At 71.1% G+C, this 21,225-nt stretch carries 19 protein-coding genes and 1 pseudogene; 10 read left to right on the top strand and 10 right to left on the bottom strand.

Annotated features, from left to right (window positions below; translation table 11 throughout):
- Positions 1-154 precede the first annotated feature (154 nt).
- From Dsi01nite_RS34455 to Dsi01nite_RS34440, 5 genes and pseudogenes are all read right to left on the bottom strand, one after another.
- Positions 155-1,228: an ROK family protein gene (locus tag Dsi01nite_RS34455; protein ID WP_373318889.1), complete on the bottom strand. Its 1,074-nt coding sequence runs from the start codon at positions 1,226-1,228 to the stop codon at positions 155-157.
- A gap of 141 nt (positions 1,229-1,369) precedes the next feature.
- Positions 1,370-1,564, bottom strand: a pseudogene (locus Dsi01nite_RS58965) (sugar kinase); the annotation flags it as partial.
- A gap of 103 nt (positions 1,565-1,667) precedes the next feature.
- Positions 1,668-2,927, bottom strand: coding sequence for a sugar ABC transporter permease (locus Dsi01nite_RS34450; RefSeq protein WP_203850518.1), 1,260 nt, complete (start codon positions 2,925-2,927; stop codon positions 1,668-1,670).
- Positions 2,924-3,697 (bottom strand): ATP-binding cassette domain-containing protein, encoded by a 774-nt coding sequence (locus tag Dsi01nite_RS34445; protein WP_203850517.1) that lies wholly within the window; start codon positions 3,695-3,697, stop codon positions 2,924-2,926. Before Dsi01nite_RS34445 ends, Dsi01nite_RS34450 begins: the two co-directional genes overlap by 4 nt.
- Before the next feature lie 105 nt (positions 3,698-3,802).
- A complete protein-coding gene (locus Dsi01nite_RS34440; RefSeq protein WP_203850516.1) occupies positions 3,803-4,900 on the bottom strand; it encodes a sugar ABC transporter substrate-binding protein in 1,098 nt (365 codons plus the stop codon).
- Positions 4,901-5,205: 305 nt separating this feature from the next.
- On the opposite strand from Dsi01nite_RS34440, the gene Dsi01nite_RS34435 reads away from it, so the two are divergent.
- A complete protein-coding gene (locus Dsi01nite_RS34435; RefSeq protein ID WP_203850515.1) occupies positions 5,206-6,018 on the top strand; it encodes a hypothetical protein in 813 nt (270 codons plus the stop codon).
- A gap of 9 nt (positions 6,019-6,027) precedes the next feature.
- On the opposite strand, the gene Dsi01nite_RS34430 is transcribed toward Dsi01nite_RS34435, so the two are convergent.
- Positions 6,028-6,675 carry a L,D-transpeptidase family protein gene (locus tag Dsi01nite_RS34430; protein WP_203850514.1) on the bottom strand — a complete coding sequence of 216 codons (648 nt, stop codon included), beginning with the start codon at positions 6,673-6,675 and terminating at the stop codon, positions 6,028-6,030.
- Between Dsi01nite_RS34430 and Dsi01nite_RS34425 the strand changes: the two genes are divergently transcribed.
- Positions 6,629-7,654: a M15 family metallopeptidase gene (locus Dsi01nite_RS34425; protein WP_203850513.1), complete on the top strand. Its 1,026-nt coding sequence runs from the start codon at positions 6,629-6,631 to the stop codon at positions 7,652-7,654. The two genes, Dsi01nite_RS34430 and Dsi01nite_RS34425, sit on opposite strands and share 47 nt — an antisense overlap.
- A gap of 82 nt (positions 7,655-7,736) precedes the next feature.
- Complete coding sequence (locus tag Dsi01nite_RS34420) at positions 7,737-9,254, top strand: outer membrane protein assembly factor BamB family protein (protein ID WP_203850512.1); 1,518 nt, start codon at positions 7,737-7,739, stop codon at positions 9,252-9,254.
- Positions 9,255-9,521: 267 nt separating this feature from the next.
- Here Dsi01nite_RS34420 and lanL read toward each other — a convergent pair whose 3' ends face one another.
- Together lanL and Dsi01nite_RS34410 are read right to left on the bottom strand one after the other, a co-directional pair.
- Complete coding sequence (lanL, locus tag Dsi01nite_RS34415; protein ID WP_203850511.1) at positions 9,522-12,140, bottom strand: class IV lanthionine synthetase LanL; 2,619 nt, start codon at positions 12,138-12,140, stop codon at positions 9,522-9,524.
- A gap of 118 nt (positions 12,141-12,258) precedes the next feature.
- Entirely contained in the window at positions 12,259-13,737 is a 1,479-nt protein-coding gene (locus Dsi01nite_RS34410) for an FAD-dependent monooxygenase (protein ID WP_239136379.1), read from the bottom strand.
- A 95-nt stretch (positions 13,738-13,832) separates the two neighbouring features.
- Between Dsi01nite_RS34410 and Dsi01nite_RS34405 the strand changes: the two genes are divergently transcribed.
- The 3 genes from Dsi01nite_RS34405 (at position 13,833) to Dsi01nite_RS34395 (ending at position 15,123) form a co-directional block, all read left to right on the top strand.
- On the top strand, positions 13,833-14,042 hold the full coding sequence (locus Dsi01nite_RS34405; RefSeq protein ID WP_203850509.1) for a helix-turn-helix domain-containing protein: 210 nt from the start codon (positions 13,833-13,835) through the stop codon (positions 14,040-14,042).
- 1 nt (position 14,043) lies between these two features.
- Positions 14,044-14,499: a Clp protease N-terminal domain-containing protein gene (locus tag Dsi01nite_RS34400; RefSeq protein ID WP_203850508.1), complete on the top strand. Its 456-nt coding sequence runs from the start codon at positions 14,044-14,046 to the stop codon at positions 14,497-14,499.
- 81 nt (positions 14,500-14,580) lie between these two features.
- Positions 14,581-15,123, top strand: a complete 543-nt coding sequence (locus tag Dsi01nite_RS34395; protein ID WP_203850507.1) for a DUF6817 domain-containing protein — start codon at positions 14,581-14,583, stop codon at positions 15,121-15,123.
- 84 nt (positions 15,124-15,207) lie between these two features.
- On the opposite strand, the gene Dsi01nite_RS34390 is transcribed toward Dsi01nite_RS34395, so the two are convergent.
- Positions 15,208-15,633, bottom strand: a complete 426-nt coding sequence (locus Dsi01nite_RS34390; protein WP_203850506.1) for a hypothetical protein — start codon at positions 15,631-15,633, stop codon at positions 15,208-15,210.
- A complete protein-coding gene (locus Dsi01nite_RS34385) occupies positions 15,634-17,037 on the bottom strand; it encodes a KamA family radical SAM protein (protein WP_239136384.1) in 1,404 nt (467 codons plus the stop codon).
- Positions 17,038-17,190: 153 nt separating this feature from the next.
- Here Dsi01nite_RS34385 and Dsi01nite_RS34380 point away from each other — a divergent pair, with 153 nt between their 5' ends.
- The 4 genes from Dsi01nite_RS34380 (at position 17,191) to Dsi01nite_RS34365 (ending at position 21,182) form a co-directional block, all read left to right on the top strand.
- The gene (locus Dsi01nite_RS34380; protein WP_203850504.1) at positions 17,191-19,644 is read left to right on the top strand and encodes a sensor histidine kinase; all 2,454 of its coding nucleotides are present in this window, start codon (positions 17,191-17,193) and stop codon (positions 19,642-19,644) included.
- Entirely contained in the window at positions 19,641-20,051 is a 411-nt protein-coding gene (locus Dsi01nite_RS34375) for a roadblock/LC7 domain-containing protein (protein ID WP_203850503.1), read from the top strand. Before Dsi01nite_RS34380 ends, Dsi01nite_RS34375 begins: the two co-directional genes overlap by 4 nt.
- Before the next feature lie 182 nt (positions 20,052-20,233).
- Positions 20,234-20,620, top strand: coding sequence for a DUF742 domain-containing protein (locus Dsi01nite_RS34370; protein WP_203850531.1), 387 nt, complete (start codon positions 20,234-20,236; stop codon positions 20,618-20,620).
- Entirely contained in the window at positions 20,601-21,182 is a 582-nt protein-coding gene (locus Dsi01nite_RS34365) for a GTP-binding protein (protein ID WP_203850502.1), read from the top strand. Before Dsi01nite_RS34370 ends, Dsi01nite_RS34365 begins: the two co-directional genes overlap by 20 nt.
- The last annotated feature ends 43 nt before the right edge of the window (positions 21,183-21,225 follow it).

Below are 21,225 nucleotides of genomic sequence, written 5' to 3'. Positions count from 1 at the left end.
GTCGCCGTTCCCGTCCAGTGCCCGGCAAGATCGGGTGACAGGGCGGAGAACTGAGACGTCGGGCTGCCCGGCAACCTCACCGCACCCTGCCGAAATGTTTGGCAGGTGCACGACCAGCGCCCGGCCGCCGTGGGTGCCGGGGGCGCGGTGCGGGTCAGGCGAAGTCGAGCGGGTCGGCGAACAGCGGCTCGAAGGCGAGCTCCGCGGCGCCGAGCAGGGCGGCGTCCTCGCCCAGGACCGGGGTGCGGAGGCGGACGTGTTCGCGGCAGGCGGGCAGCGCGTTGCGGTTGAGGCGGCTGCGCACCTGTGCGGCGGAGGCCAGGTACACCTCCCGCAGCGTGCCGCCGAAGATCACCATCTCGGGGTTGAAGATGTTGACCAGGTTCGCCACGCCGAAGCCCAGCCAGTCGCCGACCTGCCGGACGGCCGCCTGCGCCGAGGCGTCGCCGCGCCCGGCGGCGTCCACGACGGTGAGGATGCCCTCGCGGCCGGAGGACGGGTTGCGGCCGGCGGCGGCGAGCAGGGCGTGCTCGCCGATCTCGGTCTCCCAGCAGCCGCGGGAGCCGCAGCTGCACGGCTTGCCGGCGGGGTTGACGACCATGTGGCCGACCTCGCCGCCGTAGCCGCCGTGGCCGGTGACGGGGCGGCCGGCGGCGATGATGCCGCCGCCGACGCCGGCGTCGCCGTACAGGTACACGACGTTGTCGCAGCCGACGGCGGCGCCGCGGGCGTGTTCGGCGAGCGCGGCGAGGTCGGCGTTGTTGCGCACCTGCACCAGTGGGCGCGTCGCGTCACTGCCGGTGCCGGGCTCCCCGGGCTCGGGGAGGTCGCCGTCGCCGTCGAGCAGGTCGTCGCCGGACCCGCCGCCGGAGCCTGCGGTGCCGGTCGCGCCGGTGGCGCTGCGGCGGGCGAGGGACGCGTCCACGAGGTCGTCGTCGGGTGCGTGCCGCTGCGCCGGCACGGCCGGCGCCCGCAGCCTGGTGGCGGGGAACAGGTCGACGCCGGTGCTGATGATGACGTCGGCGAGGGCCTCGCCGAGGGGCTGGTCGACCCAGCCGAGCTCCGGGCCGAGCCGGACGAACCCGTCCTCCCGGCGCACCATGGCGGAGACCGCCGCGGCGCTGCCGACGAGCCGGGCGCCGGGCGGGGCCGCCTTCTGCATCTGCCGGACGAAGTCGGCGATCGGCGCGACCACCTGCGCGGCGCTGCGGTCGCCGCGTTCCCGCACCGCGGCGTGCCGGTCGAGCACGACCCCGCCGAGGCCGACGCGGGCGGCGACGATCCGGTCGACCTCCACGGCGAACGCGAAGACGTACACGTGCTCGGACTCGGGGTGCACGACAAGGGATGGGCGACCGGCCCGCCCCCGCTGCTCGCGGGGCACGCCCTCGCTGACGAGGCCGGCGGCGGCGAGGTCTGCGGTCAACGCGCCGATCGTGCTGCGGTTGAGCCCCAGGCTGGTGGTGAGGTCGGCGCGGGACATCGCACCGTGGAGGTGCACGGAACGCAGGAGAGCACCGAGGTTGCTCCTGCGGATCTCCTCCTGGCTGGGGCCGACGCGCATGCTCGACTTTCTCGTTGGTGGTGCCTGGCGCTTACCGTACGACCGTCCCGACGGCCGGAACAGGGCCGTTCTGGCAGCTGTTCCGACCGGCGGGAGGGCGCGGCTATCTCAGCCCGGCGGCGGCGGCCCGGCGGCGGGACAGGGCGTCGATGCCGGCGGCGGCGAGGAGGACCACGCCGGTGACGATGAACTTCTGGCCGGCGCTGTACTGCATCAGGCCCATGCCGTTTTCGATGACGGCGACGACCGCGCCGCCGAGGACCGCGTCCAGGACCCGGCCCTTGCCGCCGAACAGGCTGGTGCCGCCGATGACGGCCGCGCCGACGGCGTAGAGCAGCACGGTGCTGCCGCCGGTGTTCGGGTCGACGGAGGCCTGCCGCGACGCGGTGATGATGCCGCCGACCGCCGCCATCCCGGAGCAGATGACGAACACGGAGATGCGGATCGCGTCGACGTTGATGCCGGCCCGGCGGGCCGCCTCCTTGTTGCCGCCGACGGCGTAGAGGTGCCGGCCGTAGCCGGTGCGGCCCAGCACGAACGTCCAGATCACCAGCAGGATGCCGATGAGCAGGACGACCATCGGGACGCCCTTCTGCGAGAACAGGATGTTGCGGCCGCGCTCGAGGTTGAGCACGTAGACGCCGACGCCCATGAGCGCGGCGATCGAGCCGACCCGCAGCGCGACGACGGAGACCGGCTCGACGGCCAGGCCGCGGCGGGAGCGGCTGGTGCGCTTCCACAGCTGCAACGCGGCCAGGGCGGCGATGGTGACGCCGTACAGGATCCAGCCCTGCAGCGGGGTGAACCGGCCGTCGAAGTTGATCTTCTTGATCGTCGGGTCGTCGACGGAGATGATCGTGCCGCCCTTGATGAGCAGCAGCACCGCGCCCTGGAAGGCCAGGAACGCGGCGAGCGTCACCACGAACGACGGGATGCCGATCTTCGCCACCAGCAGGCCGATGACGACGCCGATCGCGACGCCGGTGACGACCGCGCCGAGGATCGCCACGTACCAGGGGAAGCCGTGGGTGGTCAGCAGCGTCGCCAGGACCGCGGCGCAGACCCCGCTGGCGTAGCCGGCGGAGAGGTCGATCTCGCCGAGCAGCAGCACGAACACCAGGCCCATGGCGATGACCGTGACGGCCGCGCCCTGGGAGAGCAGGTTGGCGAAGTTGGCCGCGCTGAAGAACACCGGCCGGGCGACGGAGAAGATGATCGTGAGCGTGATCAGGCCCAGGATGGCGGGCAGCGCGCCCATGTCACCGCCGCGCACCTTCGCGACGTAGTTCGTGACGTATCGGCCGAGGGTGGCCTGCTCCCCGGAGGGCCCCTTCTTCTCCAGACCCACCGTGGACGCGGTCATGCTGTGGCTCCGTTCTGGCGCAACCCCAGGTCGCCGCTGCGACCGGAGGTGATGAGCTCCACGATCTGCGAGTGGGTCACGTCGGTGGCGCTCACCTGGGCACACATCTGGCCGAGGAACAGCGCCGCGATCCGGTCGGCGACCGCGAACACGTCGTTCATGTTGTGCGAGATGAGCACCACGGCGAGGCCGTTGTCGGCGAGGCGGCGGACCAGCTCGAGGACCTGGGCGGTCTGGGCGACGCCGAGGGCCGCGGTCGGCTCGTCGAGCACGACCAGGCGGTTGTTCCACAGCACGGCCTTGGCGATCGCCACCGTCTGGCGCTGCCCACCGGACAGGCTCGACACGTGCTGGCGGACCGACTGGACGGTGCGCACCGACAGGCTGGCGAGGGTCTCCGCGGCCTTCTGCTCCATCGTGATGTCGTCCAGGACGATGCCGCTCTTGATCTCGCGGCCGAGGAACATGTTCTGGACGATGTCGAGGTTGTCGCAGAGCGCGAGGTCCTGGTAGACGATGTCGACCCCGAGCGCGGCGGCGTCGCGCGGCCCGTGGACGCTGACCGGCTTGCCGTCGAACAGGTACTCGCCGGAGTCGATCGAGTAGATCCCGCCGAGGCATTTGACCAGGGTGGACTTGCCGGCGCCGTTGTCGCCGACGAGCGCGGTGACCTGGCCGGCGTACGCGGAGAAGTCCACGTCACGCAGGACCTGGACCGGCCCGAAGCTCTTGTTGAGCCCACGGACCTCCAGCAGAGGTGTGTCGGTCACGATGCTCCTTCTTGCATGTCCGACGGGTGGCGTTCGATCACAGCCACGGCCCGGTGCCCGCGGCGGGGGGAACCGCGGGCACCGGGCGCGTTCATTGGCTGTTTCTTACTTGATGCCCGCCGCCGCGCACTTGGCGGCGAAGTCGCCGGTGCACAGTTCGGCGACCGTGACATAGCCGTCGTCGATGACGTCCTTCACGTTGTCCTTGGTGATCGACTTCGGGGTCAGCAGCACCGCGTCAACCTCGCGCTTGCCCTCGGGGTCGGTCACCTTCTGGGAGGTGGCGCCCTTCTCACCCTTGGCCAGGCCGATGGCGAGCTTGGCGGCCGCGTCGGCCTCCTGCTTGACGGCCTTGTAGACGGTCATGCACTGGTCACCGTTGAGGATGTTCTGCAGGCCCTGGACGGTCGCGTCCTGACCCGTCACCGGGACCCTGCCGTTGAGCTTCTGCTTCTTGAGCACGTTGATCGCGGCGTTGCCGAGACCGTCGTTGGCGGCCAGGACGCCCGCGATCGTCGGGGTCGAGGTCAGCATCTGCTCGAAGGTGGTGCCGGCGGTGGTGTTGTCCCACTCGGCGACCCACTGGTCCGGGCCCTTGACGTATTCGTTGCTGTCGTACTTGGCCTTGAGCACCCCGTCGTAGCCCTGCTTGAACAGGGTCGCGTTGTTGTCGGTCTGCGAGCCGTTGAGCTCAGCGATGACCGGCTTGGTGACCTTGGCGTCGGTGAGGCACTTGACCAGGCCCTCGCCCTGCAGCTTGCCGACCGCGACGTTGTCGAAGCTGACGTAGTACGCCGCCGAGCCGCCGAGGGTCAGCCGGTCGTAGTCGATGGTCGCGACGCCGGCGGCCTTGGCCTTGTCCAGCACGGCCTTGCCGGTGCCGGAGTCGAGGTTGACGATCATGAGGACGTTGACGCCGCCCGTGATCATCTGCTCGGCGATGGTCTGGAAGGCGGCCTTGTCGTTCTGCGCGTTCTGGATCTCGTAGTCGACGCCGGCGGTCTTGAACGCCTGCTCGAGGTACTTGCGGTCCGCCGTCTCCCAGCGGGCTGAGGACTTGCTGTCGGGCAGGATGACGCCGATCTTTGCCTTCTTGGCGTTGCCGCTGCTGCCCGGGTCGTCGGCCTTGTCGTCGCCGCAGGCGGTGAGCCCGCCGGTGGCGAGGACGCCTACCGCCATCAGGGAGAGGATCCCTTTGCGCATTTGCATGGGTCCTTTCAAAATCTGCGCCTCACGGCGCGCGGGGGGTTCGGGGCGGGGGATTCCACCGTCGGGGGTGTGGGGACGACGGTGATTGTTGTGCCCGGCAACGTATTCCCCTGCGGCCGGTGGGCACAAGGCCACCGCGTTTTCGAAATTGTTGTTGCCGGTAACAATTGCGCAACGCGCCCGCAACCGCCTCCGGCGCCATGATCATCGCGTGGTTCGGTTGCTGGCTGGTTGCGGAGAACGAGAAACCTGCGTGATCTTTCCCCTTTGCAACTTTCGCCATGGCTATTCTCGGGTTCATGATCACTCCGCCGTTCGCGCCGGAGATCCTCGCCGAGTTCCCGGAGCTCACCGCGCTCGGCAGGACCGCGACCCGGCTGCACCCACGGCGCGGCACGCCGGGCGTCGGCGACAGCCACGCCGGCGGGCCCCTCGCCTGGCCGGCCGACGAGCCGTGGCCGGTGTGCACCCGCGAACTGCGCGACGGCCGCCGCCACGCCACCGCCAACCCACTGGTGCCGCTGGCGCAGCTGTGGGCCTCGGACGTGCCCGACCTGCCGCGCACCGGCCCCGGTGGACACGAGTCCGACCTGCTGCAGGTGCTGTGGTGCCCGGTCGAGCACCTCCGCGAGCGTCGCGGTCCCGCCGTGCAGGTGTTCCGCCGTCGCGCCGCGGACCTGCCGCCCGACCTGCTCACCGACCCGCCGCAGGGCGACATCGAGCGGGCCGGCTGGGTCCCCACGCCCTGCGTCCTGCACCCGGAGCGGATCACCGACCACCCGTGCGCCGACGCGCTGCCCGCGCCCGTCCGCGACCGCATGCCGCCGGGCGTGGCGGCCGGGTTCGTCGCCCCGGGCTGGAAGGTCGGCGGCTACCCCCGCCGCGCCGGCGAGATCCCGTGCCCCCGCTGCGGCACCCCGGCCGACCTGCTGCTGGTCGTCGCCGAGTGCGAGTACGACGCAGTCTCGTACCACTGGATCCCCCTGGAGGAGCAGGACCTGGACTGGTCCGCCCCGCACGGCGACGCCTACGAGCGCCCGACCGGCCTGCGCCTCGACGGCGACCTGCACGTCTTCACCTGCCCCGCCTGCGCCACCGTCCACGTCGTCTGAACCGCGGGGTCAGTAGCGCGATAGCTGCGACGTCGGGGACAGCACGATCCTCGGGTTGGCGGCCGGGTTCAGCCAGCGCAGCAGCGCCACCAGGTCGGCCTGCGGCAGGCTCACGCAGCCGAGCGTGGCGTTGCCGGTGGCCTGGTGCAGGAAGATGCCCGACCCGCGGCCCGGCGTGGCCGGCATGTTGTACCGGATCACCGCGAAGTACGTGTACTGCGGGCTGATCTGCCACAGCGGCTCGCTCGGCCCGCCCGGGTTCGCGCCGTGGTGGAACGTGTTGTAGCCGGGCGAGGAGCTGTTCTCGTCCCACCAGTCGTCCTGCACGATCCGGTGGTAGGTGTACCGGACACCGGGGTTGGCGCCGATGCCGTACATGGTCGCGTCGAAGGCGTAGACGCCGGTCGGGGTCGTCTTGTCGCCCTCGTGCTTGTCGCCGCTGAAACCGTTGCCACCGATCCGGGCGGTCATCGCCGACAGGGCCGGCTGCCAGACCCCGCCCGTCTTCGCGTAGGCGCGCAGGCTCGTCGTGGTCGCCGACGCGCTCGCCGCCTGCACGATGACGACCTGGGTGGTGCCGGCCGGCAGGGTCTTGAGCCGGGAGGCGTCGTTGGCCACCACGGCGGCGGCCGCGGTCTTCGACGCCGACGGCGACACCGACGGCTTCTTCGACGCGGATGCGGACGGTGACGGCTCCGCCGACGGCGACACCTCGGGGGAGGGCGGCGGCGACGGCTCGCCGCTGCCGGTGGCCGACGGCGTCGAGACAGGCTGCGCGGAGCCGGACGGCTTCCCGCTACACGCCGTCAGCACGGTCACCAGCGTGGCGATGGCGAACAGGGCCTGTGGGGCGCGTCGTCTGCGCTGGTCAACCGGCACGACACATAGTATCGAGCCCATGCCGATCCGCAGCCGCACCCGCCGTGTTCCGGCATTGACGCTGGTCCTGCTCGTGCTGGCGGGCTGCGGTGGGGGGACCGGAGGCACCGCGGCGAGCGGCTCGGCACCGTCACCGACCGTGGCGGTGCAGCCGTCCCCGTCGTCCTCACCGCCGGCCTCGGCGGGTGCCTTCGTGGGCACGGTCGAGGCGTTGCCCGCCGCGGCCCGGCAGCGCATGACCGGCGTGTCGTGGCGGCCGGGGTGCCCGGTCGGCCTGGACGACCTGCGCCTGCTGCGGCTGTCCTATGTCGACTTCGACGGCACCGCGAAGGTCGGCGAGCTCGTCGTGCACCGGGCGATCGCCGACGCGACCGTGCGGGTCTTCGCGAAGCTCTACGCGGCCCGCTTCCCGATCCGCGGCATGCAGGCCATCGAGGCCTACGACGGCAGCGACGACGCGTCGATGGCGGCCGACAACACCTCGGCCTTCAACTGCCGCAACGTGCCGAACACCAAGCACTGGTCCAACCACGCCTACGGCCGGGCGATCGACATCAACACGGTGGAGAACCCCTACCTGCCGGGCAAGCAGATCATGCCGCCGGCCGGCAAGGACTACCTGGACCGGCGCACCGTCAGACCGGGGATGATCGTCGCCGGCGACGCGGTCGTGACCGCGTTCAAGGCCGAGGGCTTCACCTGGGGCGGTTCGTGGCGCACCGGCGTGGACTACCAGCACTTCGAGAAGACCGGGTGAACTGATGTGAGCGCAGTGGCACAGATCCCTTAACGCCGTTCGGGGGAGCCACAGTATGGCGATGGATCGACATACTGTCGCCATGTCACGTACGGGGACGTTCCGTCTCATGCTCGCCGCTGCCCTGGTCCTTGTCCTGGGCGGGATCGCCACCACCGCTTATGCGCTGCGCAAGACCGCCTCGGAGCGCACCGCCGCCTCCGCGAGCGGTGCACCCGCCGCCTCGACGTCCCCGTCACCGGCGAAACCGGCGTTCACCGGCTGGTCCGATCCGGAACTGGTCGGCAAGCCGTACGGCACGAAGGTGCAGGGCCTGCTGACGTTCCGCGGCAACCCGACCCGCACCTACTACGGGCAGGGCCCGGTGCCGCGCAGCATGCCGGTGCACAAGTGGCAGTTCCCGAAGACCGGCGGCCTGTGCCGGATGTCGGAGGACAAGGGCAAGACGACGCAGTGGTGCGGCAACGGCTGGACCGGCCAGCCCGCCGTGTTCGAGAAGGACGGCCGGACCTGGGTGGTCTTCGGCGCCTACGACGGTGCCATCCACTTCCTCGACGCCGCCACCGGCGACCGCATCCTCCCCGACTTCCCGACCGGCGACATCATCAAGGGCACCGTGACGATGGACCCGGACGGCTTCCCGCTGCTGTACTCCGGCTCCCGCGACAACTACTACCGGGTCATCGCCCTGGACCGGGACAAGCCGACGGAGCTGTGGAAGCTGTCGGCGAACGCGGTGTCGCCGGTCATGTGGAACGACGACTGGGACGGCTCCGGCCTGATCATCGACGACTACCTGTTCGAGGGCGGCGAGAACAGCCAGTTCCACATCGTGAAGCTCAACCGCGGCTACGACGCCAACGGCAAGGTCACGGTGAACCCGAAGCTGGTGTTCAACACCCCGGGCTGGGACGCGCAGCTGCTCAAGGACTTCGGCGACAGCAACGTCTCGATCGAGAACTCCGTGGCGATCTACAAGGACACCGTCTACTTCGCCAACTCCGGCGGTCTCGTGCAGGGCTGGGACATCAGCGGCCTGAAGGCCGGCAAGACCCCGACCCGGGTGTTCCGCTTCTGGACGGGCGACGACACCGACGCCACCATCGTCATCGACGAGGCCGGCTTCCTCTACGTCGGCTCCGAGTACGAGAAGGGCAACGCCCGCTCCAAGCAGGTCGGGCAGATGATGAAGCTCGACCCGTCCAAGCCCGACAACCCGGTCGTGTGGGCGGTGAAGGACCAGGGCACCAAGCCCGCCGGCATCTGGGGCACGCCGGCGCTGTTCAAGGACATCGCGATCTTCGACACGACCGGCGGGGACGTCATGGGCCTGGACCGCGCCACCGGCGCCGTGCGCTGGAAGTTCCACGTGCCGGGCAACGAGACCTGGCAGTCCCCGGTCGTCGTCGACGACACCCTGTTCATCGGCGACTGCTCCGGCATCATGCACGCCTACGACGTCAAGGACACCAACGCCCAACCGAAGCTGCTGTGGGAGCTGAAGATCGGCGGCTGCATCGAGTCGACCCCGGCGGTGTGGAAGGGCGCCATGTACTTCGGCACCCGCGCCGGCGCGATCCACTCGCTGTCGGTGTCCTGAACTAGTGTCCTAGGATGCCTTACGCGGTGTCGGCCGCGTCATACCGGTTGAAGAGGCCGGCAGGGATCGCCCCTGCCGGCCTCTTCACCTGCGCTTACGGCAGGTGGATCGCCGACGTGAAGATGCAGGTGCTGGGTGCGCACCGGCCAGGCTTGGCCTGCTTGACGGCCTGCAGCTTCTGCAGCGCCTCGAGCTTCGTGATCATGTGGTTCACCTCCGTTCGGTCCGTGCTCCCGCCGCGGCGGTTCCGCGGCGGAGACTGTGGGCTCATCCGGTCATCCACCAGCGGTCGCCGCCGTGGGTCAGGCGGTGCAGGAATGCCGCGGTGCCGGCGGTGCCGGTGGCGAAGCCGGGTGTGACGGCCTTCCTGGTGTCGTCGGCGATGACGAATCTCCCGTTCTGCCGCACCGCGGTCGCCGCGATGAGGTCGGCCAGTTCGCCGGCCCAGGTGCGGTACCGGTCGTCGTCCAGGCGCTCGGCCAGGTCGAGCAGGAAGTCGCCGTTGCCGGCGAGCCCGTGGCAGTAGCAGGCGGACGCGTCGCGGGCCTCCATGCGCACGGTCACGGCGGCGCGCCGGGCGAGCGCGGTCCACGTGGGGTCGTCCGTCGCGCATCCGAGCCGGAGCAGGAAGGTGCCGATGCCGGAGGCGCCGTTGCACCAGTGGGCGGCGGCGACCGGATGGCCGCCCTCCTGCTGCTCCTGCGGGTCGGCGTACCACCAGGCCGCCGTGTCGTCGCCCTGGACGTTGCCGGCGAGGGTCCGGCCCGCTCGGACCGCGAGGTTGAGGTGCCGGTGGTCGCCGGTGACCGCGGCCGCGGTCAACAGGAAGGTCCCGATGCCGGCGACGCCGTGGGCGAAGCCGTAGGTGGACTGGCCGGCGAGCGGGGTGTCGGCGTCGGGCGGAAACGGCCACAGGAGCCCATGCTCGGTGTCGTCCGCCATTCGGGTCAGGCTGTCGGCGCAGTCCGCGACCCGTGCGCGGAACTCGTCGCCGGCGCCGTGGCGCCACAGGTGCGCGAACGCCAGGCCGGCGCCGGCGAGGCCGTGGCACACGTCCGGCACGTGCCAGCTGGTGGGGATCCGCCGGGCGAGGTCCAGGGCGTGGCCGGGATCTTCGCCGCGGAGTCTGGCGGCGTCGAAACCCGCCCAGGCGACGCCGGCGACGCCGCTGTACAGGCCGGGCAGGACCGGACCGGCCGGCGGGTCGGCGCTGATCCGGTCGATGAGGGCGTCGACGGCCGTTGACCGGGGATCGATCCGGGTCAGCACGGCGAGGAGTCCGGCGGCGCCGCGGTACACCGTCCGCGGGTCGGACCTGGGCGCCGTGCCGGGGTCGTCGGTGGCCGCTTCGGCGAGCTGCTCGGCGAGGTCGGTGAGCAGCTCGCGCGGCGACGGGCCGCCGCCACGGCGCCGGGGCAGGGTCGCCACGGGCGCGGCGGGTGTGGCGGGTGTGGCGGCTTCCAGGAGATGGATCCGGACGCGGTCGAGGGACCACCGGGCGGCCGGGTCGTCGGCCATCAGCCCGAGGACGGCCGGGCCGAGGGCCCGGGCCGCGTCCCCGTCGGCGCCGAGCAGCGCGAACAGTCCCGCGAGCCGGTGCTCGCGGGTGCCGGCGTCGTCGTCGAGCAGGACCGGATGCGCCCCGGTGACCAGGAAGAACAGCACGGCGCCGAGGGCATACAGGTCGTTGGCGACGCCGGAGGCGGTCGGCTCGGTCGGCTCAGTCGTCGAGGTCGTGAACTCGGGTGGAATGTAACCGTGCGTGCCGATCGGAGCGATCGGGGTGCCGAAGCGTCCGGCTCCCTCGAGGTCGATGCACCGGACGGAACCGTCCTGGCAGATCATCAGGTTGGTCGGGGTCAGGTCGCCGAGTCGCAGCCCGGCGTCGTGGACCGTGCGGAGCACGTCGACGACCTGCGCGGCCACGGGAAGCAGGTCCTGGATCGGCAGGCCGTCATTCAAGCGGCTGCCCGGCACGAGCCGGTGGATCACCCAGTCCGCGAGGGTCGTTCCGGTCAGGGCCTCTTCCACCAGGAACAGGCTGTCCCCGTAGGTGAACAGGTCGATCCTCCGGGGGCACACGCCGTGCGGGTGCAGGATGTCCAGGGCGTCGGCCTCGGCGCGGAGCAGCGTCTGCGAGTCCTGGCCGGTGAGGGTCGCCCCGGTGTGGGCGCGGGCCTGCTTGACAATGACCTCGCACTGCTGCTGCTCGTCGAGGGCCTGGTAGACGCCGCCCTTGTTGGCGTGCTGGATGGCAGTGTGGACGCGGTACCTGCCGGCGAGCCTCGGATCGGCGTCGGCGTCGGCGGTGGCCCGGATCGGATACTCGGCCCAGTCGGGCATCGTGAACCAGGCCTGCCGCCGGTCGGGGACGCGCGTGCCGTCGGGTGCGGTGAGGCGGGTGTGCAGCTCGCCGTCGTCGGTGAGCGTCGGGTGCTCCGTGTGGACGCCGTAGCGCAGGTGCACGAGACTCCCCGGCCGGTACTGGCGATCGGAGAGGATCTGTGGCCCTGGCAGGCCGGCGGTCTCCCGGTGCAGCGCGCCGGCCAGTCCGGCGATGTCCGCGTCCCGGGTGGGGTAGACGGTGATGAACTTGCCGGCGCTGCCGCGGTCGGACTCGCGGTCGAGGAGGTCGAGGAGCCGGGAGAGGTCCGGCGCGAACTTGAAGGCGTGGCCGTGCCCCACCAGCACGCGTGCGCATCGGCTGAGGACCAGCAGCGCCGACAGCGGCGTCGCGGACACGTGCAGCTTCCAGCCCTGGCGCTGGAACGGGTAGCCGGTGGGGCCGGCGTGGCACCAGCCGGCGCCGGTCGTGAGCGTCCAGCCGTGGTCCGGGAGGACGGCACGGACCTGCTCCTGCAACGGGTACGCAGCTCCAGCGCTCACTCGGCACGCTCCGATCGCCTCGAGGTTCTGCCCTTCCGGCGTTCCAAGCCGTTCCAGGCCGTTCCAGGCGGCGCGGGGCCGTGCCCTCGGCGTCCCAGGACGCCGAGGGCGTGCGCCGTTACGGCGCTCCCATCCATCGCGTCAGCGCTTCGTGCAGCCCGTCGGGGGAGTCGCCCGCCCAGGCCAGGTAGCCGTCGGGGCGGATGAACGCGGACGGGCCGGCGCCCGGCAGCGCGACCACGTCGAGCCGCTGCCGCCACGGGTCCGCCGCCGTGGCGATCTTCCCGCCGTCGGCGGCGTCGATGACCAGCGGCCGGCCGGTGCTCAGCTGGTTGATCGCCGCCGTCGCCGCCGGGCCGTCCAGGACGTCGGGGGCCCAGCCGCCGGTCAGCGGTCCGGGCCCGTACGTCACGTCCGAGCCCTCCATGAGCGCGGCCAGGTGCGCCAGCGGGCCCGGGTGCCGCAGGACGTCGGTGAGGATCTCGCGCAGGGCCTCGGCGTTCTCGCCCGACGCGGACAGGGCCGCCTGGGCGCGCGTGTGCAGGATCGCGCGACGTGCGGCGGGGTGGCGCTCGGCCTGATACGTGTCGAGCAGGCCGGCCGGAGCGGTGCCGCGTGCGGTGGCGGCCAGTTTCCAGCCGAGGTTGACCGCGTCGAGCAGGCCGGCGTTGAGGGCGGTGCCGCCGGCGGCGAACACGTGCGCGGCGTCGCCGGCGAGCAGGACCCGGCCGGACCGGTACGTCTCGGCCTGCCTGCTGTTGGCGACCGTGCTGCGGGCCCAGTGCGCTGCGGTGATCGGCAGGTCGGTGCCGATTACCCGGTGGACGCTGGCGCGCAGTTCGTCGAGGGTGAGGGGCTGGTCGGGCCGGTTCGGGGGGAGTGGCTCGGAGGTGGCCAGGATGTAGACGTCCGGGTCGGCGGCCGGGTCGAGCATCCGCTGGGGGGCGACGGTGATCGTGCCGGTCGCGGTGCGGTTCGGTCGCAGCAGCGCCAGCCGGACACCGCGCACCGTCAGGGTGCCGCCGTCGACGGTGACCTCGCCGGCCGGCATGGTCACGCGGGCCATCCGGGAGATCTCGTCGCTGGTGATGCCGGGGAAGGCGATGCCGGCGTGCTTGCGGACGAAGCTGCGCCCGCCGTCGCAGCCGACGAGGTGTCCCGCGGTGAGCGTGGTGTCGCCGTCCGGCCCCCGGACGTCCAGCGTGACTCCGTCGTCGGTCTGCGCGAAGCCGGTGACTTCGTGGCCGCGCCGGACGGTCGCGCCGGCTGCGGTCGCGGCGCTGTGCAGGAGGTCCTCGAGGGCGCGTTGCGGCACGGGGAGCACGTGCAGCGGGCTGGCCTCGAGCCGGTCGAGCTCCAGGGTCAGTGGCCCGAACGGGAACCTGGGCACGGCGACGGGGTGCAGGGGTGTGCCGTGGAGCAGGCCGCGGTAGGCGAGCACGCGGGTGATCTGGCCGACGAGCCCGTTCGCGCGGGGCTGCTCGTCGGGGTGTGGGGACCTGTCCAGCACGAGGGCGGGCACGCCCGCCCGGCCCAGTTCGTAGGCGAGCAGCAGGCCGGTGGGGCCGGCTCCGGCGATGACGACTTCGGCGTCCACGGTCTCTCCTCCAGGTTTGTCAGTCTGGACTGACATCGTTCGGTGGCGTCAGTCTGCGTTGACAAATCCCGTCCTGTCAACCCAGACTGACAACCATGAGCGATGCAGATCTGTCCGCCCGGATCCGGTCCGCCGATCCCGCCGTGGGCCTGCGCGCCGTCGGCGCCCTGCACCGCCTCGCCGAGCAGGTCGAGGCCGTGCACGTCGAGCTCGCCCGCGCCGAGGGCTGGTCGTGGGAGCAGATCGGCGACGCGCTCGGGGTGTCGCGGCAGTCGATCCACGCCAAGTACGGGAAGGGACGCTGAGATGTTCGAGAGATTCGCCGCGACGGCGCGTTCGGCCGTGCAGGGCGCCGTTGAGGAGGCCCGCCGGCGGGGCGACCGGCGGGTGGGCACCGAGCACCTGCTGCTGGCCGTGCTCAGCGAGCCGACCGGCGCCGGCCTGCTCGGTGTCACGGTTGCCGCGGCCCGGACGGCGGCGGACGAGCTCGACCGGCAGGCTCTGGCGGCGATCGGTGTCGACATCGGCGACTTCCGGCCCACCGGCGCCGCGGGCGCCGGCAAGCGCCCGCCCTTCAGCTCCGGGGCCCGCGAGGTCCTGTCGCGCACCCTCGCACTGGCCGCGGCGGCGAGATCCCGCCGGATCGAGACCCGGCACCTGCTGCTGGCGCTGCTGGAGCGGGGCCGGCCCGATCCGGTCGCCGCCCTGCTGTCGGAGCTGGCCGTGGATGCCCCGGCGGCCCGGACCCGCCTGCTGACCTGAGACCTTCGTCCTAGGATGCTTGACGCGACGTGCGCCGCGTCACCCTGGAGCCGGCGACCGCGGCGCTCCTAGGCTCGGGGCATGAGCGCTGAGGAGGACCTACGGGCGTGGTTGCGGCAGCACGGCGCGGAGACGGTCGAGCATCCCGGCGGCACGCTGTATGCGCACCTGTCGCGCGTCCATGACCGGCTGGGCGCGCTGGGGCTGGGCGTCGACGTGCAGCTGGCCGGGCTGGCGCACGCGGTATACGGCACGGACGGCTTCGACCTGGTCCTGCTCGACCCGGCCGACCATGACACGCTGCGGGACCTTATCGGGGCGCCCGCGCAACGGCTGGTCTACCTCTACGGCGCCTGCGACCGGGACCGCACCTGGCGGCGTCTGGCCGACACCGGGGAGGTCTGGAACCGCTTCACGGACACGGTCGAGTCCCTGGACCCCGACGTGCTGCGGTCGTTCGCCGACCTGACCGTCGTCAACGAGCTGGACGTCGTCGAGCAGGATCCGGCCGTGGCGGCGCGGCACGGCGACTCCTTCCGCTCGCTGTTCGCCTCGTGGGCCCGGATCGCGTCCGCCCAGGTCATTGCCGATGCCGGGCGCACACTGTCCATCGTCATATCCTAGCGTCCTAGGATGCCTTAGGCGACGTGGCTGACGCCACGCCAGTACAAAAGAAGCCGCTGCGCGGCAGATTTCCGTTTTTGTCGGTCAGGGACCGCTGGTCGGGGCCGTCGGGCGTTCCAGATCGGATTCCTGGCAGGCGACGACGGCGTCCAGGTGCCAGCCGAGCGGGTCGTGCGAGCGGAACGTCAGCACGGCGACGGTGTGGGCCTTGGCGTCGAAGGCGATGTCGACGCGTGCGGGCTCGGAGTAGACCTGGTGCATGCCTTTGATCAGGGTGCTGGGGCGCAGCTGCGCCCAGGCGGTGGCGAGTTGCTGCGGGGAGCGGGTCTCGCGGCTGGTGGGCGACGCGGTGGCGTAGGCGGCGGCGATCTCGCCGTTCTCCGCGCACTGCAGCCGGCGGGCCGGATCCGAGGCGGTCTCATCGCCGGTGTCGCCGATCGAGTTGATGTACAGGACGACGGCGACACCGGCGATGCTCAGTCCGAGAAGGCGCAGAAGGTTACGTCGCACTTACCCAGCGTAGGCGACCAGGGGCAGCTGTGCCTCGGCTCGCCACTTGGCGATGCCGGCGGCGGGCAGCGTGTCGATGGGGTCGTAGTACGGGTAGGTGCGGTCGAGGTCCATGGACGAGTCCTCGATGGAGGTGCGGTAGTTCTTCGTCCAGTAGGTGATGCCGCGCTCCCGGTCGTAGTCGGTGACCATGTGGACCCAGCGCTTGCCGACGAAGGGCACGTCGCAGACGATCCGTGGGGTGGCGTAGCCGGGCAGGTAGCCCATGATGTCGTGCTGGAGCTGCTGGGCCTGCCAGACGGCGACGCGCCAGTGTTCGGCGTTGGGGATCATGTCGCACATGTAGAAGTAGTAGGGCAGGATGCCGGCCTCGCCCTGCAGTGCGAAGCAGAGGTCGAGCAGGTCGGCGGCGGTGGCGTTGACGCCGCGCATGAGGACGCCCTGGTTGCGCACGTCGCGGACGCCGACCTCGAGGGCGGTCTGGGCGGCGCGGGCGACGAGTGGGGTGAGGGACTGGGCGTGGTTGACGTGGGTGTGGATGGCGAGGTTGACGCCGCGGCGGGCGGCGGTGCGGGCGACGCGTTCGAGGCCTTCGACGACGGCGGGTTGGAGCCAGTGCTGGGGGAGGCCGGCGAGGGCTTTGGTGGCGAGGCGGATGTCGCGAATGGTGTCGATGGCGAGCAGTCGCATGAGGAACGTTTCGAGCTGGGGCCAGGGGACGTTGGCGACGTCGCCGCCGGAGACCACGACGTCGCGGACGCCGGGCTGGCCTTTCAGGTAGTTGATCATTGCGTCGTAGCGGTCGACGGGTTTGAGCGACAGTTTGAGTTTCGCGACGGTGGGGGTGCTGTTGCCGACGAGGTCCATGCGGGTGCAGTGGCCGCAGTACTGGGGGCAGGTGGACAGCAGTTCGGCGAGGACTTTGGTGGGGTAGCGGTGGGTGAGGCCTTCGGCGACCCACATGTCGTGTTCGTGGAGTGAGTCGCGGCTGGCGTGGGGGTGTGAGGCGAAGTCGGTGAGCCGGTCGGAGGCGACGGGCAGCATGTAGCGGCGGACGGGGTCGGCGAGGAGGGTTTTGTCGGTGATCTCGCCGGTGGGGACCATGGTGTTGATCATGTGGGGTGGGACGAGCATCGACATGGTGGCCTGGGTGGCCTGGTCGAGGGCGAGGTCGTCGTAGAAGTCGGCGGTGATGAGGTCGCCGTAGACGGTGCGCAGCTGGGCGATGTTCTTGACGCAGTGGGCCCGCTGCCATTGGGCGGATTCCCATTCGTCGCGGGTCACGTGGCGCCAGCCGGGGAGGCGTCGCCAGTCCGGCTCGATGAGCTCGTGGCGTTCATACGCGTACGGCTGCACGACACACCTCCAGAAATTCTGCGCTAGAACCGTCACAGTAGCGAAGATTCTCCGGTCTTTCGAGTCCTGGCGGGAGATCCTACTGTCTGTCATCCGGCTGGTCGGAAAAGCGCGGCCGCGGACATGACGGTCGGTCACCGTCGGGCCCGCTTACGGTGGCGGTCCGCAACCGAACCGCACCCGAGCGATGCCCGAGGTCTCATGAACAACCGTTGGTCCATCCGCGCGAAGATCACGGCGATGCTGGCGATCCCGATCGTCATGCTCATCGCGATCTGGCTGTTCGCGGTGAGTTTCACTCTCCAGCCGGCGCTGGACCTGCGGAACTCGAAGCTGGTCAGCGACAAGGTCACCGAACCGGCCGAGGCGATGGTCGAGCAGCTGCAGATCGAGCGGCAGTTGACGACCGTGTACGTCGCCGGCGGCCGGAGGAACGCCACGGCGGTGCAGGAGCAGCGGGCGAAGACGGACCTGGAGGTGACGGAGTTCCGGGATCTCGCGGCGTCCAAGGACTTCCAGGACGTGGCGAGCGCGGAGACGAAGCAGGCGATCGCGACGTCGACGAAGGCCCTCGACGCGCTGCCGCAGCTGCGGCAGCTCGCGGACGGTGGTGGTTCGGCGGACGCGGTGCGGCAGGCGTATTCGGGGATCATCACCGGCACCTACGGCATCGGTGAGTCGGTGACGAACCACCAGGACTCCGAGGTGACGAAGGAGGCGACCGGCGTGTTCGTCCTGGGTCTGTCCCGGGACCTGTTCTCGCAGGAGGACGCGCTGATCACGCAGGCGGCGGCGAGCAACCAGTTCACGGCGTCGGTGCACACGGAGCTGGTGGCGCTAATCGGGCAGAAGCGGCTGATCCTGCCGTACGGTGTGTCGCTGCTGTCGGGGGACACGCAGGCGCGGTTCGGTGGGATCGCTGGTGGTGACCCGATGCAGAAGCTGACGCAGCTGGAGAACCAGTTGCTGGCGACGCCGCCGGGGACGGCGGAGGCGGCGGGGATCAACCTGCAGGCGTGGCGGGGTGCGTTCGACCCGGTGAACGAGGACCTGAAGCGTTTCCGGACCGAGGTGCAGGCGCACAACGTGCAGGCGGCGCAGGACGCGTCGAACGCGATCTTCCTGCGGCTGGGTATCGCCGGTGTGCTGGGTCTGCTCGCGGTGGTCCTGTCGCTGGTGCTGTCGGTGCGGATCGGCCGGTCCCTCGCGCGGCGGCTGGACGGGCTGCGGGCGGCGGCGCTGGAGCTCGCCGATGAGCGGCTGCCGTCGGTGGTGTCGCGGTTGCGGCGTGGTGTGCAGGTGGATGTGGCGGCGGAGGCGCCGCCGCTGCGGCTGGGCACAGACGAGATCGGTCAGGTGGGTGAGGCGTTCAACTCGGTGCAGCGCACCGCGGTCGCGTCGGCGGTGGAGGAGTCGTCGGTGCGGCAGGGGATGAACGAGGTGTTCCTGAACATCGCGCGCAGGTCGCAGACGCTGCTGCACCGGCAGTTGTCGCTGCTGGACGGGATGGAGCGGCGCACGTCGGAGCCGGATGACCTGGCGGACCTGTTCCGGGTGGATCATCTGGCGACGCGGATGCGGCGGCACGCGGAGGACCTGGTGATCCTGGCGGGTGCGGCGCCGGGCCGGGGTTGGCGTAACCCGGTGTCGGTGATCGACGTGGTGCGTGGCGCGGTGTCGGAGGTCGAGGACTACGCGCGGGTGCAGGTGCAGCAGATCGGTGAGGGTGCGGTGGTCGGTCGGGCCGTCGGCGACATCATCCACCTGCTGGCGGAGCTGATCGAGAACGCGACGGCGTATTCGCCGCCGCACACGCGGGTGAACGTGACGGGTCAGCTGGTGCCGAACGGTTTCGTGATCGAGATCGAGGACCGTGGGCTGGGGATGTCGGAGCAGGCGATCGTGGAGGCGAACCGGCGTCTGGTGGAGCCGCCGGAGTTCGATCCGGCGAACAGCGCCCGGCTGGGGTTGTTCGTGGTGGCGCAGCTGGGGGCGCGGCACGGGGTGCGGGTGGTGCTGCGGTCCTCGCCGTTCGGTGGGGTGACGGCGGTGGCGTTGCTGCCGACGGACCTGGTGGTGGCGCAGCCTTCGGCGGTGCCGTCGCCGCTGCCGCCGGGGGCGCCGGCGGATCTGTCGAACACGCATGAGATGCAGGTGGTGGCGCGGGAGCCGTTCTCGTGGTTGCCGGGTGAGGGTGAGGTGCCTGAGCACACGCAGGTGTTGCCGTCGTCGTCGATCGGTGCGCGGCCGGCGTTGTCGGTGGTGCCGGACGGGCGCCGTAGCGGGCCGGGTCCGTTGCCGCGGCAGCGGCCGGCGGCAGCGCCGGCGGGTGTGGCGAGCGCGGCCGGTGGAGCTGGCGGGGCCGGCGGGGCGTCGGGGAGCGCTGGTGGTGCGAAGCCGGCGGGTTCGCGGGGTCTGCCGAAGCGGGTGCGGCAGCAGAGCCTGGCGCCGCAGCTGCAGCAGGACACGGCCGCGGTCGACGATCTGGATGAGGTGGAGGTGCCGCAGCCGAACCGGTCGCCGGAGCAGCTGCGGAAGATGATGTCGTCGTTCCAGGCGGGCACGGCGCGGGGCCGGCATGCCAGCGGCTCCGAGGACAGCGGCGACAGCAACGGCAGCAATGGCAGCACGGGTCGTGACGGGGTGGCGGGATGACGGCGGCGCAGGGTAGCAACATCGGGCTGAACTGGCTTCTGGACGACCTGGTGGATCGGGTGCCGTCGGTGCAGCGGTCGGTGGTGCTGTCGGTGGACGGGCTGATGATGGGCGCGTCGAAGGGGTTGTCGCAGGAGGACGCGGAGCATCTGTCGGCGGTTGCGGCGGGTTTCCAGAGTCTGGCGCGGGGTGCGGGGCGGCACTTCGGCGGTGGGCCGGTCCGGCAGACGATCATCGAGATGGAGTCGGCGTTTCTGTTCGTGACGGCGGCGGGGCGTGGGGCGTGTCTGGCGGTCCTCGCCGAGTCCGACGCTGACATCGGGTTGATCGCGTATGAGATGGCGATGCTGGTGCAGCGGGTGGGGCAGAACCTGTCGACGTCGGCGCGTCCGGCGGCCGGCGGATGACGACGCCGCCGGGCCGGCACGCCGCCGGGCACCCGGACCGTGGCGATCCGCGGGAGGCGGGTGCGGCCGAGGAGTGGGTCGAGCAGCAGTGGGCTGAGCAGCAGCGGGCGGATGCGTACCGGGCTGAGCAGTATGTGGTGCTGCGGGGTGAGCAGCCGTGGCCGGAGCGGCCGCGGGGTGATCTGGCTGCGGAGCCGTGGGTGGATCACACGTGGGTGGACCGGGATGCGGGTCCGGTGGTGCGGCCGTATGCGATGACGGGTGGCCGGGTCCATCCGGCGTCGGGGTCGTTCGATGTGGTCGCGATGGTGGTGACGAACCGGGCGGCGATGTCGGATCTCGGGTACGGGTTGCAGCCGGAGCACCGGGCGATCCTCGCGTATGCGCGGGAGCCCCTGGCCGTGGCGGAGCTGGCGTCGCATCTGGATCTTGCGCTGGGTGTGGTGCGGGTGCTGCTGGGTGACCTGCTGGGGCAGGGGTTGATCGAGATGTACCACCCTCCGGCGGCGGGCGAGCTGCCGAGCGAGAGCATCCTCAAGGCGGTGATCAATGGACTACGGGCGCTCTAGTCGTCCGGTCCCGACGGCGATCAAGATTCTGGTCGCGGGCGGGTTCGGCGCGGGGAAGACGACGCTTGTCGGTGCGGTGAGTGAGATCCGGCCGTTGCAGACGGAGGAGTCGCTGACGGCGGCGGGGATCGGCACGGATGATCTGACCGGGGTGGAGCGGAAGTCGACCACGACGGTGGCGATGGATTTCGGGCGGATCACGATCGGGCAGGATGTGGTGTTGTACCTGTTCGGTACGCCTGGTCAGGACCGGTTCTGGTTCCTGTGGGACGAGTTGGCGTTGGGTGCGCTGGGTGCGGTCGTGTTGGCGGACACGCGCCGGTTGGCGGACTGTTTCCCGTCGATCGACTACTTCGAGCGGCGCAATACGCCGTTCGTGGTGGCGGTGAACTGTTTCGATGACGCGTCGTCGTATACGGAGGCGGAGGTCCGGGAGGCCCTTGATCTGGACGGTCATGTGCCGTTGTTGTTGTGTGATGCGCGGGACCGGGAGTCGAGCAAGGCGGTGCTGATCGGCCTGGTTGAGCATGTGTTGTCGCTGTCGACCGCACGGGCACGGTAGTTCTTCCCGCGTTGTGGCTGGTGTGCCGGAAAATCTTCGGCTA

It is taken from the genome of Dactylosporangium siamense (assembly GCF_016862795.1).
Classification (GTDB): Bacteria; Actinomycetota; Actinomycetes; order Mycobacteriales; family Micromonosporaceae; genus Dactylosporangium; species Dactylosporangium siamense.
The sequence above is the reverse complement of the archived record's forward strand: the minus strand, read 5'-3'. Positions and strand labels throughout refer to the sequence as shown.